Here is an 18486-nt window from a genome sequence, read left to right as displayed (position 1 = left end):
GGCTCCAGTGCTCCGCTCGCTGACCTCGCTCAGCTGGCCGCTAGCCGCTCAAGCGCGCCGCGAACCACCTTCGGATCGGTGGTCTGCCAGAACGGCGGCAGCGACGCCCGCAGGTACTCCCCGTACCGCTTGGTGACGAGCCGGGAATCGAGCACGGCGACGACGCCGCGGTCGTCCATGGACCGCAGCAGCCGTCCGGCCCCCTGAGCTAGCAGCAGGGCGGCGTGGTTCGCCGACACCTCCATGAACCCGGACCCGCCGCGTGCGTCCGCCGCCCTGGTGCGGGCCGAGGCGAGCGGGTCGTCCGGCCGTGGGAACGGGATCCTGTCGATGACCACGAGCCGCAGCGACGGCCCGGGCACGTCCACTCCCTGCCACAGCGACAGCGTGCCGAACAGGCAGGTCGGCTCGTCCGCCGCGAACTCCTTCACCAGCTGCATGGTGGAGTCATCGCCCTGGCACAGCACGGGGAACGGCAGGCACTCGCGCATCGCGGCGGCCGCGGCCCGCGCGCCGCGCATCGAGGAGAACAGCCCGAGCGTCCGGCCGCCCGCCGCCTTGATCAGCTCCCAGAGCTCGTCCATGTACTCGGGGGGCAGTCCGTCGCGCGACGGCGGTGGCAGGTGCTTGGCCACGTAGAGGATGCCGCTGCGCCCGTGCGCGAACGGCGAGCCCACGTCGATCCCTGTCCACTCGTGTCCCATGGCGTCGGCGTCGAGGCCCCACTGCCGGGCGAGCGGCGTGAACGAACCGCCGAGGGTGAGCGTGGCCGAGGTGAGCACGACGGTCTTGTCTGCGAACAGGTGCTCGGCCAGGACCTCGCCCACCTCGAGCGGCGCGACGTGCAGCGAAGCCGGCCTGGTGCTCTCCGACCAGTCCTCGGGCCGCTCCAGCCAGACGACCTCCTCGCGCTCGGCGATGGGCTGGTCGAAGGCGCTGATCATCCGGTCCGCGACCACCCCGATCTCCTCGAGGCTGACGAGCGCGGTCTGCGCCGCGGTGACCTCGGCGGGGTCAGCGCTCTCGTCCTTGGTGCCCGCGATCTTGCGCACCTGCGCCGCGCAGGCCATGGCGGCGTCGCGCAGCGCCGCGAGCGTCGCGCCTAGCCCCAGGTCGAGCTGGTCCATCCGGCCGGCCGGCATGGTGGCGAGCAGCGGGGTCAGCGCGTTGCCCGCCTCGGACAGCCGGGCGATCTCCCCGTCGTCTGCGAGCTTGCCTGTCCGCCGCACCGCGAAGTCGATGGCGTACCCGGACAGCTCGCCGGTGGCGACCGAGGTGACCCGGTCGACGAGCTCGTGCGCCTCGTCGACGATGACGACCCGGTGCTCGGGCAGGATGCCGCCCTCGCCGAGGGTGTCGATGGCGAGCAGCGCGTGGTTGGTCACGATGACGTCGGCCTCGGCGGCCATCCGCCTGGCACGCTCGGAGAAGCACTGGACGCCGAACGGGCAGCGTCCGGGGCCGAGGCACTCGCGCGCCGTCACGGAGACCTGCCGCCACGCCTGGTCGGGCACCCCGGGGACCATCTCGTCCCTGTCACCGGTGCTCGTGGCGGCCGCCCACTGGTGCAGCCGCTTGATATGCGCGCCGAGCTGGCTGGTCTGTGCCTGACCGCCGAGGGCGTCGAACAGCGAATCCTGCTCGTCTTCCGGACCGTTGCGCAGCTTGTTGAGGCACAGGTAGTTGTTGCGCCCCTTGAGTATGGCGAACTCGGGTGTGCGGCCGAGCGGCTCGCGCAGCGCGGCGGCGAGGGTGGGCAGGTCACGGTCCACCAGCTGGCGCTGCAGCGCGATCGTGGCCGTGGACACGACCACCGGTCCCCGCCTGTCGGCGGCGAGCTGCATGGCGGGCACCAGGTAGGCGAGCGACTTGCCCGTCCCGGTTCCTGCCTGCACGGCGAGGTGGGTCCCGTCGTTCACGGAGTCCCAGACGGCCCTGGCCATCACCGTCTGGCCGGACCGCTCCGCGCCGCCGATGGCGCCGACCGCGGTGGCGAGTAGCTCCGCGACCGGAGAATCCGGCTCGGAAGAGGTGGGGAGGTTTGCCTCGGAAGCGCTGGCCACGAGCCAAGACGCTACCCTATGCCAGTGTCAATTTACGCCCTGGACGACGACGAGCCGGAGATCGACGAATCCGCCTATGTCGCTCCTGATGCCGTTGTTATCGGACGAGTCACGATCGGCCCCGAGGCCTCGGTGTGGCCGGGCGCGGTGCTGCGCGGCGACCACGGCTACATCTCGGTAGGCGCCCGCACGTCGGTGCAGGACGGGACCATCGTGCACTGCACCGCGCAATGGCCGACCATCATCGGCGAGGACTGCGTGGTCGGCCACAACGCCCACCTGGAGGGCTGCGTGGTCGAGCCCCGGTGCCTGATCGGCTCGGGCTCGGTGACGCTCAACCGCGTGGTCGTCGGCACGGGCTCAATCGTCGCCGCGGGGGCCGTGGTCTCCGAGGGCTTTGTCGTGCCGCCGGGCTCGCTCGTGGCGGGCGTCCCCGCCACGATCAAGCGCTCGGACGTGGATCCCAACTGGACCGAGCGCGCCGTCCAGAACTACATAGAGACGGCGCGCCACCACCGCTCCGGCCTGCGCCGGATCGGCTAGACGACCTTCAACTCGTCAGGCACTTCGTCAGGCTCGGCATGGCTGAGCGCCGGTGCCGCCGCGTCCGTGGGACGCAGAAGGCTTACCTCCTCGACCGCGGACTGCCCGGGCACCAGGAGTCGCTCGAGCGCCGCGAGTTCCGCCGGCCGCAGCTCGGCGAGCCGCCGCAGCAGCCGGATCAGCACCCTGTCGGCGAGCTCGTCGTAGTCAGGCACACTGGAGTACTCCGCCGAGAGCACGCCGCTATCCGCCGCAGCCGACTGGCTGATCCTGGCGGCAGGCGGCGCCGACAGGCTGATCCGGTAGGTGCGCTTGCCACGCACCTCACGGCTGATGAGGCCGTCACGCTCCATGCCGGAAAGCAGCTGCGCGAAGGCCACGCTCGACCCCGGATAGCCGACTGCCTTTGCCAGCTCGGTGCTGGCCATTCCCGTCCGGTCCGAGATCTCGGCGACAAGCGCGAGATGCGCGATGATCCGGTCTCTTGTGCCGACGGCGCGCCGTCTGACGGCCGTACGCTCGCGAGCGGCACGCGCCGCCCTTGGCACTGCGGTTGCTTCCCCCACCCAAGCTCTCCCTACCCGATCCCTCACGACGGCACCCACCTGCCGCCATGATGATAGTAAGGCTTGACCTGCCATTATTTGAGTGGGAATGACGGTCTCGCGAGCTGAGAAAAAACGAACGGCCAAAGGGCTCACAAGAGCGTGAACGTTATCATTCCGAGCTTGTGATGATAGACGCAGCGGGTAGGAGATTCGCAAGCCGGCAACCGCCGGCCGCCGCGCCCGACCGCCTGGCCTGATCGCCGGACGGTGATGGCACGGTTACAGTTGATATCCGGGCGGGCGTCCCCCCGCACCCCCGGCTGCGCGCCAGCTGGCAGACAGCGCCGATGGGATCGGCCGCGCGGAAAGGCATAGCGGGACGGACAGAAGGGTGCCGTGGACGTCGACGTCAGCCTCGACTACGTGCTCACGCTGTTCGCGGCGCTGCTGATCGGCCTCGGGTTCGTGCTGCAGCAGAACGCCGCGCAGGCGGAGCCCGACTCGCGGTTCTTGTCGTTGCGCCTGATACTCGACCTGCTGCGGAGGCCACGCTGGCTCGCGGGCATCGCGAGCATGATCGCCGGGCAGGTGCTCGCCGCCTGGTCGATCGGCAAGCTGTCGCTCGGCTTCGTGGAGCCGCTGCTCACCACCAACCTCGTGTTCGCCCTCGTGCTCGCCGTGCCCATCGCCAAGGCCAAGCTCAGGTTCTGGGAGATCTTCGGCGCGGTGGTGCTGTGCACCGGGGTGGCGCTGCTGTCGGCGTCACGGTCGGCCAAGCCGATCGGCCTGTCCTTCGGCTCGGTATCGCACTGGCCGGCTGCGGCGGTGATCGCCGGCATCGCGTTCCTCGCCGTCCAGGCCGGGCGGGGGCACCCCGGCCGGACCCGGGCCATGCTCACCGGCACGGCCGCCGGCCTGGTCTTCGGCGTCCAGGACGCGCTCACCAGGCAGACGCTGCAGGTCCTTGAGTCGAACGGCGCGGGCGCGATGTTCCACACCTGGGCCCCCTACGCGCTTGTCGGCGCCGGCGCCATCGGCATCTGGCTGATGCAGAGCGCGTTCAGCGCCGGCCCGCTGCCGCAATCACTCCCCGCCATCTCGGCGGGGGAGCCGGTCGTCGGGCTGCTCCTCGGCGTGCTCGTGTTCGGCGACCGGATCCAGATCACCCCCGGCGAACTCGCGCTCCAGGCGGCGGGCATCGCCGCGCTCATCGCCGGCGTGATCATCGTCGGCCGCGCACCCGCGCTTTCCCAGCTCCGCGCCTGGACCCCGCCAAGCCTCCCGCACGTCCCCATCGTCCCGCATGTGCCTCGCGTCCCGCACGTGCCCCATGTCCCGCGGAACCTGGCCACCTTCCCCGGCCGCCCGAAGCATCCTGCGAAGCCGCCGAGACCGCGTACCGACCACATCACGCACGTCAACGGCAAGGCCCCAGCCCCGCAAGACCCCGCGACCAACTCGGCCGATCCCGATCCCGCGGCCACCTCCCGTCGCTCCGCCGATGCCGGCAGCACCACCCTGCCCGGTGACGCCGGCTACCCCGACAGCGACGCCGGCCATCCCGACGGCCGCGCCGGCTACCCCGACGGCGACGTCGGCTACCCCGACGGCCGCGCTACCTACCCCGAGGGCGGCCCTGCCTCTTCCGGCGAGCCCGCTGCCCCCTCTGGCGAGCCCGCGGACACCTTCCGCCCCGACGCCCTCGCCTTACTCGCCCGCCTCACCGCAGCCCGCGCAGTGGGGCAGGCCGCAGCGGGGAGGTCAGCCGACCTTGCGCGGAGCGCGGGCGGTCCAGGAGCCTGACGTCGCCGCCCGGCTGCCCCGGTTGACGAACCGCTCCAGCGCCGGGCCGAGGCCCGCCTCGTCGTTGAGCAGCTTCCTGATCGTCATGATCATCGTGGGCAGCGCCCAGAAGTCGCCGCACACCCACAGGACAGCCGCGCCGATCTGCTGGTCGGCGAACGACGGCAGGGTCACCCCGGGCACGTGGTCGTAGGGCGCGTAGATGGAGTGTGTCGCGAAGATCGACAGCGTCATCGCAATGAAGATCATCACGACGTTGGTGGCGAGCAGTGCGGCAACCCGCCCGAGTATCGGCATCCGGGACCTGAACGGCGGCGACGGAATGAACTGCAGCCAGAACAGCACGCCGGTCGCGAAGAACGTCCCGTGCTCGAGCCAGATGTGCACCGCGGAGTTGTTCGCCGCCAGGTCGAACGCGGCGGGGATGTGCCACACGATCATCGCGAGGTTGAACAGCACCACCGCGACGACCGGCCCGCTGACGAACCGGAACAGCGCGCGCAGCGGCCGCGACCAGTCGTCCGCCAGCATCGACCGCGTAACCGCCTTCCCCGACCGTCCGGGGAGCGCGTCGAGCAGCGGCTGCCCCGGCGCGCCCGCGACGACGAGCGACGGCGCTGCGAACATCAGCAGCAGGTGCTGAACCATGTGCACCGTGAAGTACGAGTCGGCCCAGTAGTCGATCGGCGACACGACGGCGAGCAGCAGCACGAGCAGCCCGGAGTAGAACCAGAGTGACCGGACGCGCCGCTCCCTGGTGCGCTCCGGCCGTGACCGCTCGGCCAGCCGGAACAGCCCGATCTCGTGCCAGGCGACCACGACGGCGACGACCACGATAAACGGGTCGAACGCCCAGTTGTCCAGGATGTAGTGCATGCGGACCCGACCTAACTGGAGGAGCCGTACTGAACCGGCACGCTGATCGTCTGTACCTTCGACCACACGGTCGCCTTGGGCTTGAGTCGCCACACGGTCACCGTGGCGCCCGACACGGCGAACGCGTCCGTCGCGCCGCCCGGTCCCGAAGCGAGCACGCGGGTCCCTGACGGCACCCGCGGCAGCAGTGTCCACTGCGCGGCCCCCTTGGCCGCGGCGCCCGGCGCGTCGACACGGACTCGAGGATCGGGCTGGCAGGGCTCGGGCCCGAGTTCATGCCAGGCATGCGGTCACCCTACCGAGGGGGAATGCGCACTACCAGGGCGTTACGGGCAACATGAGCAGAATGTCATCCGGGGAGGGTTGACTGCTCCTCGCGACCGCGGAGCCCCCAGATCGCCGCGCTGAACACGGTGATGCAGAACAGCAGGAACGTCACGATGTGCACGCCGGTGCAGTACTCGCAGATGCTGCCGATCTGGTACAGCTCGGCGTAGATCAGGTACATCACGAAGCCCATGCCCACGACCATGGACGCCAGCCTGACCAGATGCACCTCGCGGCGCTTCATGCGCCATGCCCACGGGGAGAACAGCGGCACAGCGGCCACGTAGAAGGCCAGGCCGAGGATCGCCACGGGGATGACGCCGAAGACCATCGACTGCGGGCTGGTGATGACGGCGGTGCAGCCGCCGCCCGTGGTAGAGCAGCCGGCCAGGTGTGAGCCATGGAAGTGCGCCCACGTCTCGTACGAGGAGATCCCCAGGCCAATGATGGCCAGCACGAAGGAGACGACCTGGAGCCACGTCGGCTGGCCGACAGGACGGGCCGGCGCAGCCTCGATCAGGGCGTCCGCTGGCTCGTCGGGATCGAAGGCCTCGACGGTCGGCCTGATCACCGGGCGGCTGTTCGGCGTGGCCTTGACGGCCGCCATCGTCCGGGCGGACCTGGAAGGCGAGCCGGACCCAGGCCGCCCCGTCGAGCGCGCCTTAGAGTTTGCCATCGGGGATGTCTCCAGTGAGATCGGGCACTACAAGCAGTCGCCGCCAGCCTAACTGGCAGCCCTGGGGGCCGCCAGTAGCGGCCTACTTGGCGAGGTTGGCTTCCAGCTTCTGGATGGCCGGGGTGCAGGCGCTGGCCGGCTGGTTGTTCGTGAGCACGCAGGTCGCCGCGGTCAGGTAGTTCGCGTTGCCGACAAGTGCCTTGCCGAGCGACGAGGTCGGGTTGCTCATCGCCGCGGCCACCTGCGCCCAGGTCTTGCCCGTCATCATGCTCGGCGACAGCGGCAAGAGGTTGCCGACCTCGGCGTACTTGTTGCCCAGGTCGATGAACGGGATCGCGCCACCCGGGTCGTAGGTCGTGGCGAGCGTCTGCTGAGCCGCGGTCGGGGTCTGCAGCGTGATGTTGCTCTCTGCGCCGAACTCCTCGACCGGGGTGAAGGTGATGTACTTGCTGGTGTACTTGGAACCGACGAACGTGAACGTGGGCGTGTTCGGGTAGACGTCCGAGCCTGACGAGTGCGCCGTCTTCAACCCGGTGAAGGTGCCGAACCGGCTGAACGCGTTGACCATCGCCCACCGCTCGGCCGCGCAGTACGGGCAGTACTCGCCGCCGATGTACAGCACCTCTGGCTTGCCGTTCGAGGTGAGCGGCGTGCCGTTGACGGTCGCCATGTACGAGCCGAGGTTGCTCGACACGGTCTTGACGTCGGCGGCCGTATGGGCAGAGGCGAAGATCCCCTTGCTGACACCGCCGTCCGCCACCTTGTCGGTGACGCTGACGGGGATGTTGGTGACCTGATTGGTCACCGAGGTGAGCGCGGCGCCCGTCGGGGCACTGGCCGACGCACCGCCGCCGCTGTTCAGCTTCACGAGCACGAAGGCGACGACCACGATGGCGACGGCCAGGATGGACCCGCCTGCCAGGTAGATCCGCTTGCGCTGCTCGGCGCGGCGCGCCGCCTCACGCTGCGCGGCGACGCGCGCGCGCCTGTCGACGTCTTGCTTGGTCCTGCTCGCTTTGCCCATGGCAACAATCGTAGGGGGATTTGCGAGGGATATGGCCGCGTTCAAGCTGAGAGAAACCTCTGGTTGAGCTGAACGTTCAGTGACGCCCAGTTAAATCTTGGCCTGCAGCGAGCGGACGGTCGCGGTGCACGCGGTGGCTGGCTTGTTCCCGGTCATCTCGCAGAGCGCGGCGGTCGCGTAGTTGGCCGTTCCGAGCACCGCTTTCGCGACGGGACTGGACGGATCGTGCAGGTCGGCGGCGATCTGCGCCCAGCTCAGGTCCTTGAGCAGGTTCGGGTCGTAGGACGCGCCGACGCTGGTGAACTTGTTGCCGTAGTCGATGAACGGGATCGCGCCCTGGTTCGCCGCGTCGTACTTGGTGATGAGCGCCTGCTGCTCCGCGGTGAGGTTCATCAGCGTGGTGTAACCGCCGGTGGACGGGTCGGGGATGTTGGTGTATTCCTCGACGGGAGTGAACGCCAGGTAACTGCTCGTGTAGGTGGACTTGTAGAACGTCCAGGTCGGGGTGTTCGGGTAGGGCTCCGCGTCGCCCGCCCCGTTGTGCGCCGCCGAGCGGATGGTGCTGAGCCCGCTGAACGTGCCGAACCGGCTAAGCGCGACGATCATCGCCCAGCGTTCCGCCGCGCAGTAGGGGCAGTACTCGGCGCCGATGTAGAGCATCTCCGGCTTGCCGCCGCTGCTCAGCGGGTCCCCGGTGATGCGGGTCGGCAGCGAGTTCACCCCTTGCCCCGGGCCCACCTGGTCAAGCGTCGCCGCTGGCACCGAGGTGACCTGGCTGGTCACCGCAGCGAGCGCGGTCCCTGTCGGGCCCGGCGTCGCGGTCCCCGACGAACTCGGCGAGCCGCCGCCGCCATTGGCCAAGACCAGCCCGAGCACCACGCCCACGACCACCACGACCGCGCCGCCGGCCAGCAGGAGCCGGTTCCGCCGTTGTGCGCGCTGTTCCGCCGCCCGCTGCGCCGCGATCCGCGCCCGCCGGTCATCGCCCTTTCCCGGTGCGCCCGATGAGCCCGGTGAGCCCGCCTTCGCCATCCCCACCCCCGAAGTCACTGCGTGCGACCATCTGGTCTCGCAGTGTATCGAAGTCGGAGCGATTACTTGCGGGCGAAATGGCGCCGGCCCCCACGGCTGGAGTGAGGGGGGAAGCCATGGGGGCCGGCTGTCACGGCAGGGCACGAGGGGGGTGTGCCCTCACCGATCCGGGCAAGCGGCGAGGGACGCCATGCACCGGACCGTGGCGACCACCGGGCTGGCTGCGTGTGCTCGGCCGGCTCACCACTCGCATAGTGATAGTCGCCCCGGCTAGAGGCGATCTGGATATTTTCTAGATGCCCGTCCATCCAGGGCGGTAATCTCCCTGCCTGTACCACTTGGTTGCGCGGCGTGATGGCACGCGGGGTGCGCGCTCCCGGGTGAATGGGTGCGAAGGGGGCGGCTGGCAGTGGTGCCGCTGCGAGTGGGGGTGCTCGGACCGGTCACGGTCTGGCGCGAAGGTAGTGAGGTGGCTGCCGGCCAGCCCAGGCAGCTCGCCGTGCTTGGCGTGCTCGCGAGCCGCGCCAACCGGGTGGTGTCGCGCGGCGAACTGGTCGACGCGGTGTGGGGTGACAACACGCCTGCCAGCGCCGAGGGCGGCGTGTACACCTACGTGGCCGGGCTGCGCCGGGTACTTGAGCCGGACCGGGCGCCCCGTGCCAGGTCTCGCGTGCTCGTCTCGTCGTCCGGCGGCTACACGCTGCGGATCGGCCCGAGCTCACTGGACGCGAGCGAATTCGAGGAGTGCCTGATCCGGGCACGCGGGCTGCGCGCGGCGGGCGACGCGGCAGAGGCGGCGAGCACGCTCGATGCCGCGCTCTCGCTGTGGCGCGGCCAGCCGTTCACCGGGGTGCCCGGGCCGTTCGCCGAGGCGGAGCGGCGACGGCTGACCGAGCTGCGGACGGCCGCAGTGGAGGTGCGGGCCAACCTGATGCTCGACCAGGGGCACGCCGCGGCGGCGATCCCCGAGCTGACGGCGCTGGTGGCGGAGCATCCCCTGCGCGAGCGGGCACACGGGCTGCTCATGATCGCGCTGTACCAGTGCGGGCGCCAGGCCGAGGCGCTCGGCGTCTTCCGCGATGTCAGGGAACGGCTCGCCGAGGATCTCGGCATCGACCCAGGGGTCGAGCTGACCAGCATTCACCAGCGGCTGCTCGCGATGGACCCTGCGCTCAGCGGCCCGGCCCCGGCTGACCGCACCGGCGCCCGTCAGGCAGACGGTGCCTCGGCCCGGCCGCCGACGGACCAGGCACCGGAGGCAGGACCCACGACCAAGCCAGCCAAGATGCCTGACGGGACGCCAGAGCAGTCACCCGAGGCCGGCCGTGTCGCGGCGAGGCAGGAGGCGGACCCGGGCGCGGACGCGCCGTCAGGTCCCGGTGGAGTGCCGAGCCCTGCCCAGGTGCCGCCGGAGCCTGCCGGGTTCGCCGGGCGGGTACCCGAGCTGCGCTGGCTTGAGGGGCTGCTCCCCGAGCAGACGGGGGCGGAAGGGACGCCGATCGCACTGATCACCGGCACTGCGGGCGTCGGCAAGACGACCCTGGCGATCCGGTTCGCGCGGCAGGTGGCGTCCAGCTTCCCCGACGGCCAGTTGTACGTGAACCTGCGCGGGTTCGACCCGGCGAGCGCGCCGGTATCACCGGCCTCCGCGCTCCAGTGGTTCTTCGACGCGCTCGGCGTGCCGCCGCGGCACGTCCCTTCGGCGCTTGACGCGCAGAGCGCGCTGCTGCGCAGCCTGCTCTGCGGCAGACGGATGATGCTGCTGCTCGACAACGCGCACGACGCGAGCCAGGTGCGGCCGCTGCTGCCCGGCAGTCCCGGCTGCATGGTCATCGTGACGAGCAGGTCGCAGCTGACCGGCCTCGTGGTGACGGAGGGCGCGTGGCCGCTGTCGCTTGACGTGCTCGGCGCGGACGAGGCCGCGGAACTGCTCGCCAAGCGGCTCGGTCCTGAGCGGGTGACAGCCGAGCCCCACGCGGTGGTGGAACTGGTGGCTCAGTCCGCGGGTCTGCCGCTCGCGCTGAGCGTCGCCTGCGCGCGCGCCGTGACCAGGGCAGGCGGACGGCTCGCCGACCTGGCCGCCGAGCTCGCCGACGCGCGAGACAGGCTCGACGTGCTGCGGACCGGTGAGGTCACCACGGACCTGCGGGCGGTCTTCTCCTGGTCGGTGGACAAGCTGAGCGAGGAAGCCGCCTCGGCATTCCGGCTCATCGGCCTGCACCCGGGACCGGACATCTCGGCCGCCGCGGCCGCGTCGCTCGCCGGGACGACGCCGGCCAAGGCCCGCGCCGCGCTCGCCGAGCTGACCAGGGCCTCGCTGCTCACGGAGGACGCGGCAGGCCGGTTCGGCTGCCATGACCTGCTGCGCGCATACGCGGCAGAACAGGCGGCCGCTACGCTGACCGATGCCGAGCGCGACCTCGCCAGACGCCGGATCCTGGACCACTACCTGCGGACAGCGCAGGGGGCCGCCGTCCGGCTGTACCCGGGGCGCGGCCTACTGGTGCTCTCTGACCAGCCGGACGGCGTGGCCGCCGAGGAATTCGACGGCGATGGCGCCTACGACGCCGCGCTCGCCTGGTTTACCGCCGAGAACCGGGTACTGCACAACGTGATCAAGATGGCCGCGGCCCACGGCGAGGACGAGCACTGCTGGAAGCTCGCCTGGTGCTGGGCGCCGCTGCTCAAGCGGCGCGGTCGGCTGAACGCGGTGCTCACGGTGCAGCGCATCGCCCTGGACGCCGCGGACCGGCTCGGCGACACAAACGCGCTCGCTCACGTGCACTACGACCTCGGCCACGTTAGCCTGCGGCTCTGCGCGTACGCCGCGGCCGAGGCGCACCTGCGGCGGGCGCTCGAGCTGTTCACCGGGATCGACGACCCGGTGGGCATCGGGCAGGTGCGGCAAGGCCTCGGCCTTCTCCTGCACCAGCAGGAGAAGTACGCCGAGGCGCTCATGCACGGCCTTGAGGCGCTGAAGCTGCGCCGGGCGTACGCCGACCGGGCGGCGGTCGCCTACTCGGAAAACCTGGTCGGCTGGATCCAGGCTCACCTGGGCCAGCACGAGGCGGCGCTGCGGCGCTGCCGCGTGGCGCTCGACCTGCACCGGCAGTCGGGCAGCAGGACGGGCGCCGCCGACACGCTCGACAGCATCGGCTACATCCACGGCAAGCTCGGCGACCACCGGCAGGCGGTCGCCTGCTACGAACAGGCGCATGAGCTGTACCGGGTGATCGGGGACTCCGAGGGCGAGGCGCGATCGCTGCTGTACCTCGGCGACATCCAGATCGAGGCGGGCGAAACGGAGGCGGCCCGCGGCAACTGGGAGCGGGCACTGTCGCTGCTCGCGCAGATTCCCGGCGCCGACACGAGCGGGGCGGCCGGCCGGGTCAGCCGGCTCGAGCCGGACGCCGCGGCCTGCGGCGGAGCCGACACAAATGCGGAAAACGTGCCAGAGAGCTGGAATGATCGGCCACGGACAGGTGCTGTAAAGTGACATCGCCCGTCAGTTAAGTAACGTGGGGAAAACGTGGGGAAGAGGTGCTGACGCTGGACACGCTCAACCGTGCCTTGCTGCTTGAGAACATTCACCCGGACGCGACGGCTCGACTGACGAAGGCTGGCTACCAAGTAGAGACGATGACACGCGCCCTCGGCGAGGGCGAGCTCATCGAGAAGCTCCAGGGTGTCAGCCTGCTGGGCATCAGGTCCCAGACCCAGGTCACAGAGCGCGTGCTGAAGTCCGCGCCCGACCTGCTGGCCGTTGGCGCCTTCTGCATCGGCACGAATCAGGTGGACCTGGCCACCGCCGCCAAGCGCGGCGTGGCGGTGTTCAACGCGCCGTTCTCGAACACCCGCTCCGTGGTGGAGCTGGCGATCGCCGAGATCATCTCGCTCGCCAGGCGGCTGCCGGAGAAGAACGTGAAGATGCACCAGGGCGTGTGGGACAAGTCCGCCAAGGGCGCCCACGAGGTCCGCGGTCGCAAGCTTGGCATCATCGGCTACGGCAACATCGGCACCCAGCTGAGCGTCATCGCCGAGTCCCTCGGCATGTCGGTGTACTTCTACGACATCGCCGACAAGCTGGCGATCGGTAACGCGCGCCGCTGCTCCACGCTGAACGAGCTGCTCGAGTCGGTGGAGACCGTCACCATCCACGTGGACGGCCGTCCAGGCAACCACGGGTTCTTCGGCGAGGAAGAGTTCTCCCGGATGAACCCGAGGTCGCTGTTCCTCAACCTGTCCCGCGGCTTCGTGGTCGACCACGCCGCCCTGCGCAGGCAGATCGAGTCGGGGCACATCGCGGGCGCGGCGATCGACGTCTTCCCGAAGGAGCCGAAGGCGAACGGCGAGGAGTTCGTCTCCGAGCTGCGCGGCCTGCCCAACGTCATCCTGACCCCGCACATCGGTGGCTCGACAGAAGAGGCGCAGCAGGACATCGGCGAGTTCGTGTCGGGCAAGCTCGTCGACTTCGCCGAGGGCGGCGCCACGGCGATGTCCGTCAACCTGCCCGGCGTCGCGCTGCCCGCGGTCCCGGGCACGCACCGCCTCATCCACCTGCACAAGAACGTGCCCGGTGTGCTCGCGTCGATCAACCGGGTGCTCGCCGACCACGGCGTCAACGTCGAGGGCCAGCTGCTGCGCACCCGCGACGAGCTCGGCTACGTGATCACCGACATCGGCACCCAGTACAGCGACGAGGTGCTCGACGAGCTGCGCGCGATGGACGTCACCATCCGCCTGCGCACCATCGAGTGGGAGTAAGAAACCCGTTATCCAGAACGGGTTCGTGTTCCACGCCACGGCATATTCCGTACGCCCCCGGTAGCCGACGTCGCAGTTCACCGGCAGACTACGGGGAACGATGTGCGAATAGCCGGAAAGCGCGTCGGCCTGAGCTGGAGATCTTCCCAGCTCAGGCCGGTATTTGAGCCATTTAATCCTGATCGGAAACCGTTTGCGGTGCGACCGCGATTACGCTCCGGCAAGCAGTGGCGGCAGTGAAGAAGCTACCGTTCGTTCCGAATAGTGCATTTCCGCGGCCGCGACGAGAGCGCTGAACAGCCGCGGGTCATCGCCCTGCTCGGGATGCCACTGCACGCCGACGAGGAACTCGCCAGGCGTGGTCGACTCGATGCCCTCGACTATCCCGTCGTCGGCCCAGGCGACGGCGGTCAGGCCGGAGCCGACGATGTCGACGGCCTGGTGGTGATGCGTCGGCACCTCGAAGAACTCGCCGCCTGGCAGGATCGAGGACAGGATCGTGCCGCTGGTCACGCGCACCTTGTGCGTGCCGAACCCGTTGTCCGGACCACAGTGGTGGCCGTGCCCGACCAGGTCGGGTACGTGCTGATGGAGCGTCCCGCCACAGGCGACGTTGAGCATCTGGTGGCCGCGGCAGATGCCGAGCAGGGGAACGCCCTGCCGTACCGCCGCCTCGGCGAGCGCCAGTTCCCAGGAGTCCCGGTCCGGCGCGTTGTCTTCGGTCTTCGGATGCTTGGGCGCGCCGTAGATCGCCGGGTTAATATCTCCCCCGCCGGCGATGACAATGCCGTCAAGTACGGCTACGGTCGCTTCGGCCTCGGACACGTCGCCACCGGGCGGAAGCAGCACGGGGCGGCCTCCGTTGTTCCTGATGGACGTGACGTAGGTCCACGGCAGCAGGGCACCCTCCTCTGACCAGCCACGCCAGTTGGCGTGCATGTGGTAGGTGGTGATGCCTATAGTCGGCGCCATTTGTCCCCTTCGTGGTGATGAAAGCGCACCGATCCGCCATCGTTTTCCATTGCGGGCCCGGGAGGTGATTCCCCGGAACCTCGTGCTCCGCCGGTCTTGGGGGACGACCCCCTGTAACCCACGAAGCCCGGGCCAGTCAATAGGGAAGGCGGGCGAGTTGCCGAAAATAGAGATTACTAGCGATGCGCCCGCCATTGCTGCCGATCGCGGATACTACTGACCGTAACCGGCTGTTATGAGAACCGTTCTCGCCTGCCCTACGTTCCCCAGGCGAAACATTATGAGAACGGTTCCCACGCGCCCTAAGTTCCCCAGGAGGAAGCGGCGGTGCCGCCAGCGGATCGCCGGCGTACCCGCGCACCTCGCCAAACTCGCCATTTCCCCACGCGTTGCGTGCCGTAACAATCTCCTCGTGCGTTCGCGCGACGAAGTTCCACCACATAACGAGCTTCTCGCGCATCGGCTCCCCGCCGACGACGAAGAGCCGGCACGGGCCGGCCGAGGACAGCGTGATCGTCGGCACCCCGGCGGGCAGGTGCGCCAGCTCGCCGACCGCGATCTGGGCGGGTGAGCCGTCGGTCGCCGGGCAGCCGACGCCCGCCGGTCCGTCGGCGGTTATCACCCCGTACTCGTAGCCTTCCGTGGCCGGCAGGGTGATCTGGCTGGCGCCAGGCAGCACCACCTCAAGGCCGACGAGCGGCGTGTAGACCGCCGCGGGTGACCGCTCGCCGCCGAACGCGCCTGCCACCACGGTGATGCGGGCGCCGTCGCCGGTGTCGAGCACCGGCAGGTCGGCGTGGTGCGCGAAGTCCGGGTCGCCGAACCGGCGCTCCTGCGGCAGCGCGATCCACAGCTGCACGCCGTGCAGCAGCGGCGGCCGCTGCGGCGGCGACTCCTCGGAGTGCGCGATGGCCCGTCCCGATGTCATGAGGTTGAGCTCGCCAGGCCTGATGAGCTGCTCGGAACCCAGGCTGTCCCGGTGCAGCACGAGCCCGTCGAACAGCCAGCTGGCAGTCTGCAGCCCGATGTGCGGATGCGGCGGCACCTGCATGCCAGGCCCGGCGGAGACGTCGTCGGGCCCGTAGTGGTCCAGGAAACACCAGGCGCCGATGGTCCGCAGTTCCCTGGTCGGCAGCAGCCGCCGCACCTCGGTCCCGTCGCCGATGGCGGCCTTCCGCGCCTCGATGACGTCCACCGCGCTGACCACGCTGGCCGCGAGTTCAATCGCGTCCGGTCGCGGATCGAGGTTGCTCATGCCCTCACGGTACGCCGGGGCCACGCGCCGTGCCGGGGACGGGTGTTGCGGACGGGGCTGGTCAGCGCCACCAGGGCCGCTGGCGGATCTCCGCGAGCCGCAGCGCGGGATCGCTCACCGTCTGGGCGCTGATGCTGAGGTGGTGCAGGTGCTCCTGCACCCAGAGCAGGTGGGGGTGCGGCAGCTGATGCGCCGGTGCGATAGTCCCGGGCGTGCTCACGCCCCCTCCCGTCTCGCCATTGCCAGGGCCACCAGTGCCCGCCCCTCCCGTGCCGTTAGTGCCCGCGGCGCCCGCGCCCGTTGCCGCGCCGCCTGCGGCCCGGTGCCTGGGCATCGCGGGACCTATCAGCATCGGCGCGGGCACCGGCGCGATCTGCCCGGTCCCCGGATGCCTCATCTCGTCGGCGACCGCGTCGTAGAACCCGGCGAGTCCGGACGCGGCCGACCGCAGCGTGACGCAGGCCGGCGCGCCCGCGTACTCCTGCGAGCCCTCGAGCGGCAGGCACGCGGCACCGGGGGAGGAGTCGGGAACTATGGCAATCCGCAGCCCGGCGAGGCTCTGTGCGGTCAGCCGCAGCCGCATGGACGCGTTGACCAGCGCCCACAGGTCCTCCTTGGTAAGCCGCTTGCTGCCCTGCTCGGTCAGGAAGCCGCGTACAGCGTCGTCCAGCCTGACGCCTGCGCTCACGGCGGCGACCGCCGCGGCCGGCGGCACGAGCAGCTCGGACAGCGCCCAGTCGACCGCCTGCGACAGGTACGCCGCGCCGGTCCTGAACGCGTCCGCGAGGTCGTCGCCGACGATGGATGACACGCCGCGGGGCCAGAACAGCAGGCCGAACGCGAGGCTGACGGCGCAGCCGATGGCCACGTCCTCGACGCGGAGCAGCCCGACCCGCCAGCCGGCCGGCACGAGCAGGTTGAACAACACCACGATCGTCACGGTGAACGCGGCCTGGCCGACGAGGAAAGGCGTCGTCCCCGGCGCGTACGCGGCGACGAGGACCGCGAGCGGCAGCGCTACCCACAGCGCGGTCTGTGCCGTGCCGATGCCGACGAGCAGCGCCCCGCCGATGACGAAGCCGACCGCGGTGCCTGCCAGTGCCCGCCAGGCCGTCGAGCCTGTCGACGCGGCGCTTGTCCGCAGCACGGACAGCGTGCCGAGCACCACCCAGAACCCGTGCTGCACTCCGGACAGGTCAGCGATGGCGACGGCCGCCGCGAGCGCGAGAGCGCCGCGCAGCGAGTTGAGGAACCAAACCGAGCGCACGCTCGCGTGCCGGCGTACCAGGGTGGCCGCCCCGGCGAGCCCGGCCACCCGCGGCGAGCTGGCCAGCGCGGCGAGCCGGCCCGCCTCGTCCGCCTGGTCCGCCCGGGCGACGCCGTTGGCGGCTCCGGGAACGGCGCTCCCGTTCGGTACCGGCGTGGCGGGGGACGGCGCGGCGGCGAGCGTGCCGGCAGGCGGGACCGGCGCGCTGCCGTTTCCGCCGGCGGCCGAGGCAAGCCTGGTGACACCGGCCGAGGTGACGGGGGCGGTGCCGTACCACTGGCGGCGCGCAGCCGCGATGGTGGCGTCGCTCGCGCGATGGCAGACGATCAGCGCGTCGGCGGCGGCTGACAGCGCGACGATGGCCAGTCCCTGTGCGTGCACTGCCTGCGCCGCGGACAGCCGCGCGTCCGGCTCGCCGGGCCGCCCGGACAGCTCGCGCAGGTGCTCGGCGGACCTGGCGCGTGCCGACTCAATAGCGGCGAAGTCCGGGTCCGCGTGCTCGCCGGACAGCAGCGCGCGAGTGTCGTCGTAAAGGCGGCCGGATTGGCGGAGCAGTTCGCGGTCCTCAGGACAGCCGGTCTTCAGGTCGATATGCCCGTCGAACGCGTCACTGACCTGTGTCGCGCCCCACTCGAGCAACTGGACAAGGCTGGACAGCGCCTGGTCAGCGGTGGCGAGCCCGGTCGGCCGGTAGGGGGCAGCCGTGAACGCGGTGCGCAGTTTCTGCTTCGCGGCCATCATCGCCCGCGAATCGGTGGTCTCGCCTGCCGCAGCTGCGCGCACCCGGCTGGCGAGCTCGCCGGCCAGGTCGGCCGCGGCGGCCTGCAGCCGGCTGCCGGGGGCGCGCGGCGAAAGCAGCAGGACCGCGATCGTGCCCGCGGCCGACGCGAGCAACCAGCCTTCGATCCGGCTCGGGATCATGGCAGCGTTGCCTGCCGAGGCGACGGGCAGCACATAGGCGAACATGGCGGCGGTGGAGCCCGAGGCGGCGTTCGGGCCGCCGATCCCGGCGAAGAAGATCGCGAACGTGACCGGGACGGTGACCACGGCGGCAAGCCAGGTGGTGCCGCTGACCAGCGTGCCGATGATCAGCACCAGGCAGCCGGCGGCCGCGAGCCCCGCGTGCGCGGTGAGCTTGTCCCGTCTTGTGCCGTTGAAGCCGGCGATGACCAGGGTCGCGAACCCGCCGAATGTCGCGAACAGCGCCATCTGCGGGTCGCCGACGACCTTGTAAGTGATCGCGAAGAGCGCGGGGACGACAACGGTCGCCCGTGCGGCGCGCATCGCGGCGGGTACGGACCAGACGGGTTTCCACCATTGCTGCGCCATGATCAAG

14 protein-coding genes are annotated in these 18486 nt (G+C 70.5%); 4 read left to right on the top strand and 10 right to left on the bottom strand.

The window, feature by feature from the left end; genetic code table 11:
* Window positions 1-29 precede the first annotated feature (29 nt).
* Window positions 30-2063, bottom strand: coding sequence for an ATP-dependent DNA helicase (locus EAS64_RS00950; RefSeq protein WP_439333576.1), 2034 nt, complete (start codon window positions 2061-2063; stop codon window positions 30-32).
* Window positions 2064-2087: 24 nt separating this feature from the next.
* On the opposite strand from EAS64_RS00950, the gene EAS64_RS00945 reads away from it, so the two are divergent.
* The gene (locus tag EAS64_RS00945; RefSeq protein ID WP_222848908.1) at window positions 2088-2606 is read left to right on the top strand and encodes a gamma carbonic anhydrase family protein; all 519 of its coding nucleotides are present in this window, start codon (window positions 2088-2090) and stop codon (window positions 2604-2606) included.
* Here the strand turns inward: EAS64_RS00945 and EAS64_RS00940 are convergent.
* Window positions 2603-3172: a helix-turn-helix domain-containing protein gene (locus tag EAS64_RS00940; protein ID WP_145850815.1), complete on the bottom strand. Its 570-nt coding sequence runs from the start codon at window positions 3170-3172 to the stop codon at window positions 2603-2605. The two genes, EAS64_RS00945 and EAS64_RS00940, sit on opposite strands and share 4 nt — an antisense overlap.
* 378 nt (window positions 3173-3550) lie before the next feature.
* On the opposite strand from EAS64_RS00940, the gene EAS64_RS46615 reads away from it, so the two are divergent.
* Window positions 3551-4957, top strand: coding sequence for a DMT family transporter (locus EAS64_RS46615; RefSeq protein WP_145850814.1), 1407 nt, complete (start codon window positions 3551-3553; stop codon window positions 4955-4957).
* Here EAS64_RS46615 and EAS64_RS00930 read toward each other — a convergent pair.
* The 5 genes from EAS64_RS00930 to EAS64_RS00915 all read right to left on the bottom strand — a co-directional run bounded on the left by EAS64_RS00930 (window position 4916) and on the right by EAS64_RS00915 (window position 8910).
* Window positions 4916-5833, bottom strand: coding sequence for a cytochrome c oxidase assembly protein (locus EAS64_RS00930; RefSeq protein WP_145850813.1), 918 nt, complete (start codon window positions 5831-5833; stop codon window positions 4916-4918). The genes EAS64_RS46615 and EAS64_RS00930 overlap by 42 nt on opposite strands.
* Window positions 5834-5844: 11 nt before the next feature.
* Complete coding sequence (locus EAS64_RS43160; protein WP_187365599.1) at window positions 5845-6009, bottom strand: hypothetical protein; 165 nt, start codon at window positions 6007-6009, stop codon at window positions 5845-5847.
* Between the two features lie 173 nt (window positions 6010-6182).
* On the bottom strand, window positions 6183-6836 hold the full coding sequence (locus tag EAS64_RS00925; RefSeq protein ID WP_145850812.1) for a vitamin K epoxide reductase family protein: 654 nt from the start codon (window positions 6834-6836) through the stop codon (window positions 6183-6185).
* Window positions 6837-6918: 82 nt separating this feature from the next.
* Entirely contained in the window at window positions 6919-7860 is a 942-nt protein-coding gene (locus EAS64_RS00920) for a DUF929 family protein (protein WP_145850811.1), read from the bottom strand.
* A 90-nt stretch (window positions 7861-7950) separates the two neighbouring features.
* Window positions 7951-8910 (bottom strand): DUF929 family protein, encoded by a 960-nt coding sequence (locus tag EAS64_RS00915; protein WP_145850810.1) that lies wholly within the window; start codon window positions 8908-8910, stop codon window positions 7951-7953.
* A 370-nt stretch (window positions 8911-9280) separates the two neighbouring features.
* Between EAS64_RS00915 and EAS64_RS00910 the strand changes: the two genes are divergently transcribed.
* Both EAS64_RS00910 and serA read left to right on the top strand, forming a co-directional pair.
* Complete coding sequence (locus tag EAS64_RS00910) at window positions 9281-12388, top strand: AfsR/SARP family transcriptional regulator (RefSeq protein WP_145850809.1); 3108 nt, start codon at window positions 9281-9283, stop codon at window positions 12386-12388.
* Window positions 12389-12432: 44 nt separating this feature from the next.
* Window positions 12433-13656, top strand: coding sequence for a phosphoglycerate dehydrogenase (serA, locus tag EAS64_RS00905; RefSeq protein ID WP_281283166.1), 1224 nt, complete (start codon window positions 12433-12435; stop codon window positions 13654-13656).
* A 210-nt stretch (window positions 13657-13866) separates the two neighbouring features.
* Here the strand turns inward: serA and EAS64_RS00900 are convergent, their stop codons facing one another.
* The 3 genes from EAS64_RS00900 to EAS64_RS44385 all read right to left on the bottom strand — a co-directional run bounded on the left by EAS64_RS00900 (window position 13867) and on the right by EAS64_RS44385 (window position 18479).
* Complete coding sequence (locus EAS64_RS00900) at window positions 13867-14628, bottom strand: gamma-glutamyl-gamma-aminobutyrate hydrolase family protein (protein WP_145850808.1); 762 nt, start codon at window positions 14626-14628, stop codon at window positions 13867-13869.
* Window positions 14629-14764: 136 nt separating this feature from the next.
* Window positions 14765-15883, bottom strand: coding sequence for a pirin family protein (locus EAS64_RS00895; RefSeq protein WP_145850807.1), 1119 nt, complete (start codon window positions 15881-15883; stop codon window positions 14765-14767).
* 61 nt (window positions 15884-15944) lie between these two features.
* Window positions 15945-18479, bottom strand: coding sequence for an FUSC family protein (locus EAS64_RS44385; RefSeq protein ID WP_222848907.1), 2535 nt, complete (start codon window positions 18477-18479; stop codon window positions 15945-15947).
* Window positions 18480-18486: the final 7 nt, after the last annotated feature.

Source organism: Trebonia kvetii (assembly GCF_007827045.1).
Lineage (GTDB): Bacteria > Actinomycetota > Actinomycetes > Streptosporangiales > Streptosporangiaceae > Trebonia > Trebonia kvetii.
Note: the sequence above shows the minus strand (reverse complement) of the source record. Positions and strands in the feature narration are given on the sequence as shown.

Excerpts from the sequence above, each read along its gene's own strand:
- EAS64_RS00930 (WP_145850813.1), bottom strand. The coding sequence starts at position 5,833 with ATGCACTACATCCTGGACAACTGGGCGTTCGACCCGTTTATCGTGGTC.
- EAS64_RS00895 (WP_145850807.1), bottom strand. The coding sequence starts at position 15,883 with ATGAGCAACCTCGATCCGCGACCGGACGCGATTGAACTCGCGGCCAGC.
- EAS64_RS00925 (WP_145850812.1), bottom strand. The coding sequence starts at position 6,836 with ATGGCAAACTCTAAGGCGCGCTCGACGGGGCGGCCTGGGTCCGGCTCG.
- EAS64_RS00900 (WP_145850808.1), bottom strand. The coding sequence starts at position 14,628 with ATGGCGCCGACTATAGGCATCACCACCTACCACATGCACGCCAACTGG.
- EAS64_RS44385 (WP_222848907.1), bottom strand. The coding sequence starts at position 18,479 with ATGGCGCAGCAATGGTGGAAACCCGTCTGGTCCGTACCCGCCGCGATG.
- EAS64_RS00920 (WP_145850811.1), bottom strand. The coding sequence starts at position 7,860 with ATGGGCAAAGCGAGCAGGACCAAGCAAGACGTCGACAGGCGCGCGCGC.